Raw genomic sequence first — 13,615 nt, 5'->3', positions numbered from 1 at the left:
GGTGTGGAACGCCGGGCGGACGATCGCCTGGCACCGGGTGAGGAGGTTGGCGTGGCGTTTCCCGAGGACATGCTCACCGACGACGAGCATGTCGTGTTGCACCTGCATCCGCACTGGAAGATGTTGATCCGGCCGGTCTTGGTCGTCGTCGTGGCGGTGGCCGCCGTGGTCGTCGGGTTCGTGTTCCTGCCGGCGGGCACCGGCGGGTTGGTCGCGCTCTACGCGATCGCGGGTCTCGGTCTGATCCTGGTGGTGTGGCTGGCCGTCTGGCCGTTCACCGTGTGGCGTACCACGCACTACGTTTTCACGAACGAACGGGTGGTGCTGCAGCACGGTGTGTTCTCCCGGGAGCGGCGGGACATCCCGCTGAACCGGGTCAACGATCACACGATGAGTCAGCGGTTCGTCGAGCGGCTGTTGGGGTGCGGCACGTTGACCATTGAGTCGGCCGGCGAGCGCGGCCAGACGGTGTTGACCGACATTCCCGGGGTGGGACGGGTGCAGACCACCTTGTACGAGTTGGTGGAGGCGCACCACGACGAGCACAGCCTCGGCGACGGCGAGATGCGGCAGATCCTCGACGAGGTTCGGCAGGACCGGACCGGCGAGGCACCAGCGACGCCCTGAGCCGCTCGACCCCCGGCTCGCCGGGCTGGCTCAGCCCGGCCCGGTGGCCTGCCCGGGGTCCCCGTCCCGTAGCGCGAACCAGCCACGGAACCGGGTCCGGAGCACTTCCCGTTCGGGCCGGTCGTAGACGTCCAGCCGGGTCAGTGATCCGACCAGGGTGACGGTGCCCAGCCCGGGGCGGGCGGCGGAGAGTTTACGGCCGAGTACGTCGAGGCGACCGGCCAGCCGGTCGCCGGCGTAGACCGGGGCGAGCCACCGCAGCTCCTCCAGCCCGGGGGAGGCGTCGGCCGCCGCCCGGGACAGCACGGCGTCGACGTAGGCCCGCATGAAGAGGCTGACGGTGAAGAAGCCGCTGGCGATCACGCCGCCGTACCGGCTCGTGCGGGCGAGACCGGTGTCGACGTGGTACCACTGCGGGTCGAACCGTTCGGCGAAGTCGATCATCTCGGTGCCGTCCACGGTGGTGATGCCGAGGTCGAAGGATCCGCCGGGGGCGAGATCCTCGAAGAACAGCTCGGCGTCACCGCCGGTGCCGGCCCGCACGGTCGTCGATCAGCGACGGGCCGGTCGGGTGGCGGCGGCGATCTCCGCCGCGAGCTCGACACCGATCGGGTCGGACAGGTCGCTGGTGGCGGGCTGCGTCTGCTGCGGGATCCGCCCGGCGGTCTCGTCGGTGTCCAGCGGGTTCATCGTACTGCTTTGGACCGATGCGGTGCTGTTCGTGCCGTTCCTGGCTGCGGCGTCGTCGAGGTTCGCCTCCGTTGGCGTGGCGGCCTCCGCTGGGGTGGCGGCCTCCGTTGGCGTGGCGGCCGTCGGCCGGGGCGCCGGCCGGAACACGAACGTCCGGTACGCCCAGAAGCGGAACACGGTGCCGAGCACCAGGCCGATCGTCTTGACGATGTTGAGCGCGAGCAGACCGGTGATGCCGAAGCCGTACTTGGCCAGTGCCAGCACTCCGACTTCGATCATCAACCCGGTCGCGTTGAACAGGAAGAACAGCACGTACTCGCGGCGGATGGCCGATTTGGGCCGGTCGCGGTACGTCCAGTGCCGGTTCATGAAGTACGAGCTGGTGGTGGCTACCACCGCAGCGATCACGGTCGCCTTGAGCTGGCCATCGCTGAGGATGGTGAGCGCCAGCGCGTTGAAGACCGCGAAGTTGATCACCGTGTTGATGCCGCCGACGGTGCCGAACTTCAGAACCTCGCGGACCAACCTCTGCCAGCGATCGGGCACAAGGCGGAGTAGTCGCATCAGATCACCATACGGCAGTTCACCGGGCGGTTCCGGCTGACCGGCGAGTACGCCGGGCGATCGGTGCGGTCAGTCGCCTTCGGCCGTGGCGGCGGCGACCGCAGCCGGTGCTGCAGCGATGAACACGAATCTCCGGTAGGACCAGAACCGGAACAGGGTGCCCAGCATCACACCGATCACGTTGGCCGCGATGTTGTCGGCGAGCAGCGTGCGGAACACCGTCGGCCAGATGCTGCCCAGCCCGTAGTGACTGATCGCCAGGCAGGCCAACCCGATGCCCAGCCCGACAGCGTTGAAGAAGAAGTAGAGCCCGTACTCGCGGGCGAGTCCGGAGCGGGCTCGGTGCCGCCAGGTCCAGAAGCGGTTGCCGACGAACGCGAACGAGGCGGCGACGACCGTCGAGAGCGTCTTCGCGGTCAGCGGCCCGAGGTCGAAGACGCTGGCCGCCACGTTGAACAGGGCGATGTCGATGACGAAGGCGATGCCGCCGACGACGCCGAACTTGCCGAATTCATGGATGAGTTGCCCGAAACGGTCACGAAGTCGACGAACAAGTCCCTCGCTGGTGGCGGTCGCGGAGGGATCGCCGGTGGCGGACGCGGGCACGCCGTCGAGCCTAGCGGCAGGCGCCCCGGCTCGTGGCCGCACCACGCGAGTTGCTGGTGTGGTGCTGCTCGGCCAACCGACCCGTGCCGCCGGGATGTTTACGTAAAGTAGTCAACGCTCCCGCGTCGATCTGCCGGAAGAATGTGCGTAGAACTGCTCATGGGAGCGAGAAACAGCTCGTCAGATTGCATTTGGCGCTATCTTGTGCAGTTCTTCACAAGCTCCCCGGCTGTCCTGAACGGTCGATCGGTTTACCCTGAGTCCAACTCCCGGATTCGTTTCCCCGGCGGCTGGCCCGGCCATCCGCCGGTGCCGCGCACTCCCGGAACGAGGTCAGCGCCGACCACGAGGAGACCACCATGACCGCAGCGGCCACCGCGCCCGTCTCGTCCAGCAGCCCCGGCTCGAGCCCACCCCCGACCCAGCACCGCCGACTCCTGACCTGGATCCAGGAAATCGCCGCCCTGGCCACCCCTGACCAGGTCGTCTGGGCGGATGGATCCGTCGCCGAATGGAACCGACTCACCGACGAACTGGTCGACACCGGTACGCTGGTGCGGCTGGGCGGCGAACGCCGACCCAATTCGTTCTGGGCGCGTACCGACCCCACCGACGTGGCCCGGGTCGAGGAACGCACCTTCATCTGCTCGACCGACGAAGCCGACGCCGGACCCACCAACAACTGGATGGACCCGGTCGAGATGAAGCGGGTGATGACCGAGCTGTACCGGGGCTGCATGCGGGGACGCACGATGTACGTCGTGCCGTTCTGCATGGGCCCGCTCGACGCCCCGCACCCGATGTTCGGCGTCGAGATCACCGACAGCGCCTACGTCGTGGCCTCGATGCGGATCATGACCCGGATGGGTGCCGAGGTGCTTGCCGCGATGGGTGACGACGCCGATTTCGTACCCGCGCTGCACTCGGTCGGTGCCCCGCTGGAGCCCGGCCAGGCCGACGTGCCGTGGCCGGCCAACGAGACCAAGTTCATCTCGCACTTCCCGCAGACCCGGGAAATCTGGTCGTACGGCTCCGGCTACGGCGGCAACTCCCTGCTCGGCAAGAAGTGCTACGCGCTGCGGATCGCCAGCGTCGTGGCCCGGGACCAGGGCTGGCTGGCCGAACACATGCTGATCCTCAAGCTCACCGCCCCCGACGGGCGGGTCCGCTACGTCGCCGGCGCCTTCCCGTCCGCCTGCGGCAAGACCAACCTGGCGATGCTGGAACCGACGATCCCCGGCTGGAAGGTCGAGACCATCGGCGACGACATCGCCTGGCTGCGCTTCGGCGACGACGGCCGGCTGTACGCGGTGAACCCCGAGTACGGGCTCTTCGGCGTCGCCCCCGGCACCGACTGGAAGACCAACCCCAACGCCATGCGTACCCTCGATCGGGGTAATTCGATCTTCACCAACGTTGCGCTGACCGACGACCGCGACGTGTGGTGGGAGGGGATGGGGGAGCCGCCGGCCCACCTGACCGACTGGCGGGGCGAGGACTGGAGCCCGGACCGGGGCACCGAGGCGGCCCACCCGAACAGCCGGTTCTGCACCCCGATCACCCAGTGCCCGATCCTGGCCGAGGAGTACCACGATCCGCGCGGCGTGCCGATCGACGCCATCCTGTTCGGCGGTCGACGGCGGACCACCGTACCGCTGGTGACCGAGGCCCGGGACTGGGTGCACGGGGTCTACCTGGGTGCCACCCTCTCCTCCGAGACCACCGCCGCGGCGGCGGGTCAGGTCGGTGTCGTGCGTCGGGATCCGATGGCGATGCTGCCGTTCATCGGATACCACGGCGGGGACTACTTCCGACACTGGATCGAGATGGGCAAGGGCGTCGACGGCGACGCGGCGAAGCTGCCCCGGGTCTTCTACGTCAACTGGTTCCGGCGCGACGAGGCCGGGCGTTTCCTGTGGCCCGGGTTCGGGGAGAACTCGCGCGTCCTCAAGTGGATCGTCGAGCGGCTCGACGGCACCGCCGGTGCGGTCGACACCCCGATCGGTCACGTGCCGACCGTCGACGCGCTCGATCTGTCCGGTCTGGACGTCGATCCGGTCGACGTCGCCGCCGCCCTCGCCGTTGATCCCGAGCTGTGGCGAGCCGAACTGCCGCAGATCACCGAGTGGTTCGAGCGCTTCGGCGACAAGCTGCCCGGCGTGCTCTGGGCGGAACTCGACGCGCTGCGAGCCCGGCTGGACGCCGCCGGATAACCTGCGGCGGTGGTGGCAGCCAGCTCCGGGACGCAGCGTCCGCCGTCCGCCGTACGGCTGCTCGTCGGGCTGCTGGCGGTCACCGCCGTCGCGACCGTCGCGATCGACCTGCTCAACTGGTGGTACGCGCCGGACCGCGACTTCGCCATGGCGGTCCGCTCTGGTTGGGCGATGCTGCGGGCGCTCGGGTTCGTCATCCTCGTCTGGCAGGTGCGCCGGGGCCGGCCCGGGGCACGACCGTTCGGCCTGATCCTGGCGGTGACCACCATCTTCGCCATCGGCCGGCTGGTGGTGCCCCGGTCCGGCGTACCGCCGCTGGCCGGGGCGCTCGGCTTCGGCCTGCTGGCCGGGCTCTGCGTCGCCGTGGTGTGGCTGCTCTACCGCTCGCCCGGCGTACGCGCGCATCTGGTCCGTCATCCGGCCCGGCTGGTGTTCGACGGGGGCCGGCCGGCGTGGCGGGCGGCACCACCGCGGCGGCCACCGGTCGCCGGCTGGCTGCTGGTCGCGCGGGTGTCGGCGTTCACCTACGCGCCGCTGATGCTGGTGCCGGCGTTGGTGTCGATCGGTGTGCTGGTCGACGGCAGACTGGGCGCGACCCCGGTGGTGCTGGGGTGGCTCGCCGTCGGGTTCGCGACGAGCTACGTCGTGCTGCTGATCTCGTTCTTCCTGCTGCGGGGCAGCCGGTGGGCGCGACGGCTGCTCGTCGCGTTCACGATTGCGGTGGTCGCGGTCGATCTGCCGTTGTGTTGGTGGCTGCTCGGAGTGGACGGGTTGATTCGCGACGGTACGCCGTTGGTGTCCGCCGGCGCGCTGGCGGTCTACGGTGTGTGGCGCGCGGGCCGCGCCGAAACGACCATGTCGGATGGTGCCGGGTCACCGGCCACGGACCCGGAGTGAGGCCGACGGGGAGTCCGCGTGGTGGTCCGATCCCGCGCGGCGGCGGCGCAATCGCTAGTCTGCAGGGGATGACTCTGCGGGACCTGCTCTACACCGCCTACGAGCGGCGGCTCATGGCGAGGCTGGCGGGCAAGCCGGTGCCCGGCCATGTGGGCGTGATGTGCGACGGCAATCGTCGCTGGGCACGGGAGATGGGCTTCGTCGACCCCAACGACGGCCACCGGGTCGGCGCGGCGAAGATCAAGCACCTGTTGAACTGGTGTGACCAGGCCGGCATCGGGCACGTCACGCTCTATCTGTTGGCGACCGACAATCTGCGTCGGCCGGCCCGGGAACTCGACCCACTCCTCAAGATCATCGAGGATCTGGTGACCGAGTTGGCCGAAGAGGGCAACCCGTGGCGGCTGCGGATCGTCGGCGCGCTCGACCTGCTGCCCGGTGCCACCGCGACAGCGCTGAAGACCGCCCAGGAACGGACCCAGGGTCGCAGCGACGGTGCCCAGGTCAACATCGCGGTCGGCTACGGCGGGCGGCGGGAAATCGCCGACGCGGTCCGTTCCCTGCTGTACGAGCACGCCAAGTCGGGCGGCACCTTGGAGGAGTTGGCCGAGGTCCTCGACGTCGACCACATCGCCGAGCACCTCTACACCCGGGGGCAGCCGGACCCGGATCTGGTCATCCGGACCAGCGGCGAGCAACGGCTCTCCGGGTTCCTGCTCTGGCAGTCGGCGCACTCGGAGTTCTACTTCTGCGACGTCAACTGGCCGGACTTCCGCCGGGTGGACTTCCTGCGGGCCCTGCGGTCGTACGCCAGTCGACAGCGCCGCTACGGCGCCTGATCCTCTTACCTGCCGGCTGGTCAGTCGAGCGCGTGTACGGCGGAGGTGAGGAAATCGCCCAACGCTTCGGGGGAGTCGATGGTCAGGTCGGCGGCGGCGGACACCTCGTGCCCGGTCTCCGCGTTCGCGACCGCGACGCACACCCCGAAGAAGTCCGGGTTGGCGCTCTCGTGTGCCCGCAACGCGGCGAAGGCCTTGATGTCGGAGACGTCGTCGCCGAAGTACCAGGCGCAGCTCGCCGAGTGCACCGCCTCGCCGATGACCATCCCCTTGTCCCGGTCGACCGGGGGCTTCAGCTCCAGCACCATCCGACCGCCCTGGACCCGTAGCCCGAGCCGCTCGGCCTCGGCCTGGCCCCAGGACTCGACCTCGCCGGCCAGGTCGGGCGCGGTCCGGTAGTGCAGGGCGACCGACAGCCGTTTGAACTCGACCAGGGTGCCGGCGGGCAGCTCGGCCTGGGCCTTGCTGGCCAGCTCCTCCATGGCGGGGACCCAGGGCAGCGCCGCCGGCTCGGTCACCGTCGGCCCTGCGCCGTGACTGTGCTCCAGCCCGTAGAGACCGTAGAGGTCGACCTCGGCGATCTCCGCGAACTGGGCGCGGAGGAAGTCCACCGGGCGAGCGGAGACGATCGCGATCCGCTGCACCACGCTGGTGAGTGACTCGATGGCCGCCAGCACTTTTGGCGCCGGTTGCACCGAGGTGGGATCGTCGCCGACCGGGGCGAGGGTGCCGTCGAAGTCGAAGAACAGCACGCACCGGTCGGCACGATCAATGGTGGCTCGCCAGGCCTGCTCCGCGGTCAGCGGACGGGCCAAGCGCTGGTTACCTACATCGAACGGCCGCACGGGCGTCAGCGTACCTGCTGGAATCGCTGGTGCCAGACCTCTCGGTGGATGAACGTTCGGGTACGCCCCACCCGGTGACTACGCTTCGCCACCTGCCGGCCGGGTCAGTCGTCACCGCCCGTCATCAGTCGTCGACTCTGCATCCGGGGTGCGATGTGCACGACGGCGGCGTCGTGTTGCTGCCCCTGTCGGAGCAAATAGCCTTCGACGAAACCGGCGTTGCGATCGCCGACGTGCGAGTCGACCTCATTGAGTCTGGCGACGAGGAATTCGGTGAGCGCGGTCATCCGTCCCTGCTGTCGGTCGTTGAGGTGCGCGATGACCGCGACCAGGGTGGCGACCGCCGCGCCGGCGATCGCGAACATGTTCACCACCGCCGGCACCTCACCGGTACGGAGAACCGCGACAACGATATTCGTGGTGGCGCAAAGTGTGATCGCGACGGCCGCGATCACCACTGCCGACCATTTGAGGGTCATTGGTTTCGACCCCCCCTTCTGTCCCGCAGGGCTGAGTCCGGCCTTGTCCCGTCCCCCGCCGACGACGAGCCCAAGCAGTACGGAGAGAGACGTTATCGTGACTCAGAGTGCAAGTGGGACGGAATCGGGCTGCTTGATCGGCTTTCTTTCGCCATCTGAGAACTACCCTGCCCGCTTGGGGCCTTTGCGTGGTTCGCCCGGTAACGGCGGCCGGTAGGCAAGGTATCGGATGGTTTCCCGGATGTGAAACTTCTCCGCTTCGGAGACGTTGGGGTCGACCAGCCGGCGCAGCAGCGCCTCGACGTCGGGGTCCATCGGCGGGGCGGCCGGCGCCGGCCGGGTGGCGGCACCCCGGTCCCAGCCGAGTACGCCGAACGCCGCGATCGGATTGATCCCCAGGCCCTCGCAGAAGGCGACCACCCGCTCGGCCTCGGGGTCGCTGGACCATTCGCCCCGTACCCATCGGTTGATGGTCTGTCGGGAGACGCCGGTCCGTCGGGAGACCTCCGAGCCGGTCCACGCGCGGGTCGCTCGCGCGTCGGCGAGTGCCTTGCGAACGAAGGCGGCGAAGGCGATCTTTCGCCCGGCGGAGGAGTCCGGCACCGGCCGACGGTACGGCGATTCCCTGCTTTTCCGAGGGCCGGGAAGTCTGCCGTACTGCGTATGTGACAGAGCTTTGTGAATCTCTGTCGGGAAATCATCCCTTGTAAAGAGGGGTGTCACGGGGGCAGTCTAGGAGTTGAGTGAGGCCGCGCTAATCACCCGAAAAGACGATGCTGTCACTTGCGCGTGACGCTTTACTCTACGTCACGTGCCTGAGACGCTGAGTGACGTGGAGTTGTCGCTTGCACGTGACGGAGACGGTACGGTGACTGAAGTAGCGACCCGCGCACAGGCGTTCGGTCTGATCGCCGCCGGGGTCGCCACGGGCCTCAGCGCTCCTTGGCGGCTCTACCTCGCCCGAGGGTGCCGCTACCTGTGCTTCAACGTCGGGGACCGTGCCGAGTGGAACGCGTGGCGGGCGCACCTGGGCTGCCCCGAGTTGAGCGTGCGGGTCTACGACGCGGACGGGGAGATCCGGCGCGCGTCCGTGGCGGAGGTCGTGCTGGGTGGTTGCCGGATCAGCGTGGAACTGGTCGAAGAGGTGCGGACCGACGACATCGATCGGCTCCTCACCGACGACCCGACGTCGTTCGAGTCGGAGGAAACATGATCATACGGATCGAGGCCACCGGATGAGCCCGTTCTTCGCCGTCTTCCTGGTGCTGTTGCTCGCCTCGTCCAGCTATGCCGCCGGCCGCCTGCACGGCCAGCTCAGTTATCGGATCGGCTACCGGTTCGGCTACCGCCAGGGCTACTTCGACGGCGATCGCGGAGCCTGGAGCCGCCGTCGACGCGACGCCCAGGCGGCGATCGCCTCCGTACTTCCCACCCCGAATCCGATGGGCCCGACCTCGGCCCGGCCGACCCCGGTCGGCTCGAGTCCGGTCGGACCGGCGATGGTCGGCCAGACACCGGTCGGCTCGGCGATGGTCGGCCAGACCCCGGTCGGCTCGGCGGCGGTGACCCGATCGGCCCGCACCGACGTCGCCGTCCGGCAGGGGACCACCTACACCGGTGCGGCGTTCACCGATTCGGGTGGTGGCCGGCATTCGAAGGAGATCCTGGCTGGCTGGCACACCTGACCCTCCGGTCGGTCGACCTCCGGTCGGTCGACATCCGCCGGCCGGTCGACATCCGCCGGCCGGTCGGTTTGTCGAGCAGTGCGATGTTCCGAAGTGCTTTGTTGAACACGGCGTCGGCGTTGAGGCGGACGCGACGCCGTGCGGGAACCCGGCGTCACCGCGCCGGCGTTCCCTCCGGCCGGGATGCGTGCAGGGGGTGCGCATCCCGGCCGGCCGCCGTCCGACGGCCGGCCCGGCCCCGTCCGGCGGCCACGGCGGGCCCGCCACCACGGAGCCCACACCTGGGCCGCTACCTGCGCTGATGGCTTGAGCCGGGGGTCGCCGCCGGGGGTCGCCGCCGGGATCACCGCCCGGCGCCGCCGGCGGCGTACCGCCCGGCGCGGAGCGCGTTGGCAGCGGATGTGTCCGGACTGTGACCGGCGGATGTCCGGCATGGGTACGGCGGCCGGTATTCGGCCGGTCGGTGCCGGCCACCGGCCGATCATCGCCGAAGATGCCTAGCCGAGGTCGGATCCGGCGGCTAGCGTCTAGACATGGCCTGGGGTCATCCCGGGTCAGCCGGACGGCCCGGACCTGCTAGGTACGCACGGGTTCCGCATCCGACCCGTGCCTCCGGGCCCCGGTGGAGCCGGAACGCGGGCGGACCGGGTGCACGCCCGACGGAGCAGGCCTGTGACGAGTCGACGTACCACCCCCCGGGCCGATCAGGACCCGACCGCCACTGTCCCGTCCAGCCGTAGCCGGACCCGTCGCCGCGCCCCGGATGCCGCCAGCGCATCCGGACCGGCCAGCGAGCCCGCCGGCGCCGAGCAGCGGCAGCCCATCCCCACCACCCGCGCGTACGTGCTGGACACCTCGGTCCTGCTGTCCGACCCCGGCGCGTTCCACCGGTTCGCCGAGCACGAAGTGGTGATCCCGCTGGTGGTCATCTCGGAGTTGGAGGGCAAGCGGCACCACCCGGAACTCGGCTGGTTCGCCCGGCAGTCCCTGCGGATGCTTGACGAACTGCGGGTCCGTCACGGGCGGCTCGACGAGCCGGTGCCCGCCAACGAACTCGGCGGCACCCTGCGGGTCGAGCTCAACCACGCCGACACCGACGTCCTGCCGCCAGGCTTCCGCAACGAGTCCAACGACACCCGGATCCTGTCGGTCGCGCTCAGCATGGGTGCCGAAGGCCGCGACGTCGTGCTGGTCAGCAAGGACATGCCGCTGCGGGTCAAGGCCGCGTCGGTCGGTCTGACCGCCGACGAATACCGGCACGGTCAGGCCAGCGACCCGACCTGGACCGGCATGGCCGAGCAGGAGCTGACCGACGAGCAGGTCAAACAGCTCTACGCCGGCGAGGCGGTCGACCTCGACAGCGCCGCCGGGCTGCCCTGCCACACCGGACTGGTGTTGCACGGCACCGGGGGATCGGCGCTCGGCCGGGTGATGGCCGACAAGACGGTACGGCTGGTGCGCGGCGACCGGGAGGCGTTCGGGCTGCGGGGCCGCTCGGCGGAACAGCGGATCGCCCTCGACCTGCTGCTGGACGAGTCGATCGGAATCGTGTCGCTGGGTGGCCGGGCCGGCACCGGTAAGTCCGCGCTGGCACTGTGCGCGGGGCTGGAGGCGGTGATGGAACGCCGCCGGCACAAGAAGGTCATCGTGTTCCGCCCGTTGTATGCCGTCGGTGGCCAGGAGTTGGGCTACCTGCCGGGCTCGGAGTCGGAGAAGATGTCGCCCTGGGCGCAGGCGGTCTTCGACACCCTCGGCGCGGTGGTGCACGAGAACGTGATGGAGGAGGTACTGGCCCGGGGGATGCTGGAGGTGCTGCCACTGACCCACATCCGGGGCCGGAGCCTGCACGACGCCTTCGTCATCGTCGACGAGGCGCAGTCGCTGGAACGCAACGTACTGCTGACCGTGCTGTCCCGGATCGGACAGGGTTCCCGGGTGGTGCTCACCCACGACGTCGCGCAGCGGGACAACCTGCGGGTCGGCCGGCACGACGGGGTGACCGCGGTGATCGAGGCACTCAAGGGACATCCGCTGTTCGCCCACGTCACGTTGACCCGTTCGGAGCGATCTCCGATCGCCGAAATGGTTACCGACCTGTTGGAGGACATCCCCCGCTGACTCGGGTACCCGGGGGTTTATGCCCCACTTTCAGGTGAAAAACGGCGTGGTCAATATCACAAACGCGGCCGCGCGTTTCCCATCCGCCTCACCGTGAGCGATGGTGGTCGGCGAGCGCGCGCCAGCGACGTCAGACAATCGAGACGTCGGTGGTGGTGCGTCAGTCGGCCACCGATCGCGGCCGTCCGGCGCACGACCCACCTGGTCGGGCGCTCACGGCGTGTCCAGGGGGACCCACTCACGGCGTGTCGAGGGGACCCACCGGTACGGACCCGTCGTGCCCTTGCCCCCGACGAAGGGACCACTTCGTGAGTCGGCTGTGGAGCCGGTTCGGAATCCGGGCGCTCGCTGTCGGCCTGCTCGTGTTGGGCGTCGCTGGCGGGCTCTACCTGGACAGCGACCGCGAAACCCAGCAACGCATCACCGACGCCCGACTGGCCGCCGAAGCCGAGCAGGTGGAACTCGAAGTGCTCCGCCAGCGCCGCGCCGAGCACCAGCGGTTGACCGTGCAACGGCGTACCGCCGAGCGGGAAGCGGCCGAGAAGGCGGTCGCCATCGCGAAGGCCGAGGCGGCCAAGGCCAAGCGGGCTGAGAAGGTCACCGAACAGAAGCAACAGCAGCAGACCAGCCAGTCGTCGTCGTCGGGTGCGACCGTGCCGTTCAACGGCCCGATCCCCGCCTCGTGTGACGAGTTCAGCGGCAACCGGGCGATCGGCTGTGCCCTGACCCTGGACCGGGGTTGGGGGCTCGACCAGTTCGCCTGCCTCAACAAGCTCTGGAACAAGGAGAGCGGCTGGAACCACAAGGCACGCAACCCGTCCTCCGGGGCGTACGGCATCCCACAGTCTCTGCCGGGCAACAAGATGTCGTCGGCCGGCTCCGACTGGGAGAACAACCCGGCGACCCAGATCAAATGGGGTCTCGGATACATCAGCGGCCGGTACGGCAACCCCTGTGGTGCCTGGCAGCACTCGCAGAACGTCGGCTGGTACTGACGACCGGCCCACCGATCCGCGGCGGCATCCCGCCGACTGATCACCGCGCGGCGGTACGGACCCGGTACGGGACCGTACCGCCGTCGTGGTTGGTGCCGCGTCTGTGGTTCGTGCCCCTCTTCCGGGCGCACGGGTGGCACTGGTTGCGCCGACCTGATAGCTACTAGGGGATGGCGTACGGCATGTCCACCTCAGGTGGCGACCCGAACCGGTTCGGCACCGAGGCGTTCTACGCCTCCCTGGGCCGGGCGTTCGTCGCGATGTGCGCCGTCGTCCCGGTGCTGTTCGTGATCGAGGCACTCGACGTCTGGCTGAACGCGGGCTTCGACTTCGCCGCCGGGATCATCCCGCGCCGTATCGACGGGCTGGACGGCGTCTTCTTCGCCCCATTCCTGCACCACGGCTTCGACCACCTCTACAGCAACAGCGTGCCGCTGATCCTGCTCGGCACCTTCGTGCTCGCCGCAGGCGTCCGCCGCTTCCTCTACTCCACCCTGGTGATTATCCTGGTCAGCGGCTTCGGCGTGTGGCTGACCGGTTCCCCGAGTACGGTCGTCGTCGGCGCCAGCGGAGTCGTCTTCGGCTACCTCGGCTTGGTCCTGATGCGCGGGATCGTGGAGCGCACCTGGTGGAACCTGGGCGTGGTGCTGCTGGTCGGGCTGCTCTACGGCTGGCAACTGGTCGGGATCCTGCCGACCGACGCGCTGATCAGCTGGCAGGGTCACCTGTTCGGTTTCGTCGGTGGGGTGCTCGCCGCGATCCTGTTCCGTCGGCGACGCGACTACGACCCGTACGACTCGGATTCGTTGACCATGCCCTGACCGGCGCCGGCGATCGTCGCCCATCCACATCGGGGTGGACAGCACGGTGCTCCGGTTCAGCCCGGACTTCTGGGCGACCGCCCGGCCTGATTCCCGCAGGGCGTGGGCGGGCACCTGGTCGCAGGCGAGCACCACGAACCAGCGGCGGCCCTCCCGCTTCACGGCGACCGTTTTCACCCGGCCTTCGACCTTCCGATGGGCGTAGACCCGAACGTGCCCGATACCTTGCAGGTGGA

16 protein-coding genes are annotated in these 13,615 nt (G+C 69.3%); 10 read left to right on the top strand and 6 right to left on the bottom strand.

The features are described from left to right. Positions 1 to 51 precede the first annotated feature (51 nt). On the top strand, positions 52 to 627 hold the full coding sequence (locus tag O7632_RS27735; protein WP_278118550.1) for a PH domain-containing protein: 576 nt from the start codon (positions 52 to 54) through the stop codon (positions 625 to 627). A gap of 30 nt (positions 628 to 657) precedes the next feature. Here the strand turns inward: O7632_RS27735 and O7632_RS27730 are convergent, their stop codons facing one another. The 3 genes from O7632_RS27730 to O7632_RS27720 form a co-directional block, all read right to left on the bottom strand. After that, positions 658 to 1,170 carry a MaoC/PaaZ C-terminal domain-containing protein gene (locus O7632_RS27730; RefSeq protein ID WP_278118548.1) on the bottom strand — a complete coding sequence of 171 codons (513 nt, stop codon included), beginning with the start codon at positions 1,168 to 1,170 and terminating at the stop codon, positions 658 to 660. Positions 1,171 to 1,179: 9 nt separating this feature from the next. Next, positions 1,180 to 1,881, bottom strand: coding sequence for a GtrA family protein (locus O7632_RS27725; RefSeq protein WP_278118546.1), 702 nt, complete (start codon positions 1,879 to 1,881; stop codon positions 1,180 to 1,182). A 69-nt stretch (positions 1,882 to 1,950) separates the two neighbouring features. Then, complete coding sequence (locus O7632_RS27720; RefSeq protein ID WP_278118544.1) at positions 1,951 to 2,487, bottom strand: GtrA family protein; 537 nt, start codon at positions 2,485 to 2,487, stop codon at positions 1,951 to 1,953. A 359-nt stretch (positions 2,488 to 2,846) separates the two neighbouring features. Between O7632_RS27720 and O7632_RS27715 the strand changes: the two genes are divergently transcribed. The 3 genes from O7632_RS27715 (at position 2,847) to O7632_RS27705 (ending at position 6,436) form a co-directional block, all read left to right on the top strand. Beyond that, positions 2,847 to 4,700: a phosphoenolpyruvate carboxykinase (GTP) gene (locus O7632_RS27715; protein WP_278118542.1), complete on the top strand. Its 1,854-nt coding sequence runs from the start codon at positions 2,847 to 2,849 to the stop codon at positions 4,698 to 4,700. A gap of 9 nt (positions 4,701 to 4,709) precedes the next feature. Next, on the top strand, positions 4,710 to 5,597 hold the full coding sequence (locus O7632_RS27710; RefSeq protein ID WP_278118541.1) for a hypothetical protein: 888 nt from the start codon (positions 4,710 to 4,712) through the stop codon (positions 5,595 to 5,597). 68 nt (positions 5,598 to 5,665) lie between these two features. Next, a complete protein-coding gene (locus O7632_RS27705) occupies positions 5,666 to 6,436 on the top strand; it encodes an isoprenyl transferase (RefSeq protein WP_278118540.1) in 771 nt (256 codons plus the stop codon). Positions 6,437 to 6,456: 20 nt separating this feature from the next. On the opposite strand, the gene otsB is transcribed toward O7632_RS27705, so the two are convergent. The 3 genes from otsB to O7632_RS27690 form a co-directional block, all read right to left on the bottom strand. After that, positions 6,457 to 7,281, bottom strand: coding sequence for a trehalose-phosphatase (otsB, locus tag O7632_RS27700; RefSeq protein WP_278118539.1), 825 nt, complete (start codon positions 7,279 to 7,281; stop codon positions 6,457 to 6,459). Positions 7,282 to 7,385: 104 nt separating this feature from the next. Continuing rightward, positions 7,386 to 7,760, bottom strand: coding sequence for a hypothetical protein (locus O7632_RS27695; protein WP_278118538.1), 375 nt, complete (start codon positions 7,758 to 7,760; stop codon positions 7,386 to 7,388). 162 nt (positions 7,761 to 7,922) lie between these two features. Further along, positions 7,923 to 8,363 (bottom strand): helix-turn-helix transcriptional regulator, encoded by a 441-nt coding sequence (locus tag O7632_RS27690; RefSeq protein ID WP_278118536.1) that lies wholly within the window; start codon positions 8,361 to 8,363, stop codon positions 7,923 to 7,925. A gap of 265 nt (positions 8,364 to 8,628) precedes the next feature. Here O7632_RS27690 and O7632_RS27685 point away from each other — a divergent pair, with 265 nt between their 5' ends. The 6 genes from O7632_RS27685 to O7632_RS27660 all read left to right on the top strand — a co-directional run bounded on the left by O7632_RS27685 (position 8,629) and on the right by O7632_RS27660 (position 13,379). Next, on the top strand, positions 8,629 to 8,973 hold the full coding sequence (locus tag O7632_RS27685; RefSeq protein WP_278118534.1) for a hypothetical protein: 345 nt from the start codon (positions 8,629 to 8,631) through the stop codon (positions 8,971 to 8,973). 22 nt (positions 8,974 to 8,995) lie between these two features. After that, entirely contained in the window at positions 8,996 to 9,445 is a 450-nt protein-coding gene (locus O7632_RS27680) for a hypothetical protein (RefSeq protein ID WP_278118532.1), read from the top strand. Positions 9,446 to 9,751: 306 nt separating this feature from the next. Next, positions 9,752 to 9,946 carry a hypothetical protein gene (locus tag O7632_RS27675; protein WP_278118530.1) on the top strand — a complete coding sequence of 65 codons (195 nt, stop codon included), beginning with the start codon at positions 9,752 to 9,754 and terminating at the stop codon, positions 9,944 to 9,946. Between the two features lie 171 nt (positions 9,947 to 10,117). Beyond that, on the top strand, positions 10,118 to 11,563 hold the full coding sequence (locus tag O7632_RS27670) for a PhoH family protein (protein WP_278118529.1): 1,446 nt from the start codon (positions 10,118 to 10,120) through the stop codon (positions 11,561 to 11,563). Positions 11,564 to 11,871: 308 nt separating this feature from the next. Continuing rightward, the gene (locus tag O7632_RS27665) at positions 11,872 to 12,558 is read left to right on the top strand and encodes a lytic transglycosylase domain-containing protein (protein ID WP_278118527.1); all 687 of its coding nucleotides are present in this window, start codon (positions 11,872 to 11,874) and stop codon (positions 12,556 to 12,558) included. 182 nt (positions 12,559 to 12,740) lie between these two features. Beyond that, on the top strand, positions 12,741 to 13,379 hold the full coding sequence (locus tag O7632_RS27660; RefSeq protein ID WP_278118525.1) for a rhomboid family intramembrane serine protease: 639 nt from the start codon (positions 12,741 to 12,743) through the stop codon (positions 13,377 to 13,379). Positions 13,380 to 13,615: the final 236 nt, after the last annotated feature.

The sequence above is a fragment of the Solwaraspora sp. WMMD406 genome (assembly GCF_029626025.1).
Taxonomy (GTDB): domain Bacteria; phylum Actinomycetota; class Actinomycetes; order Mycobacteriales; family Micromonosporaceae; genus Micromonospora_E.
Note: the sequence above shows the minus strand (reverse complement) of the source record. Positions and strands in the feature narration are given on the sequence as shown.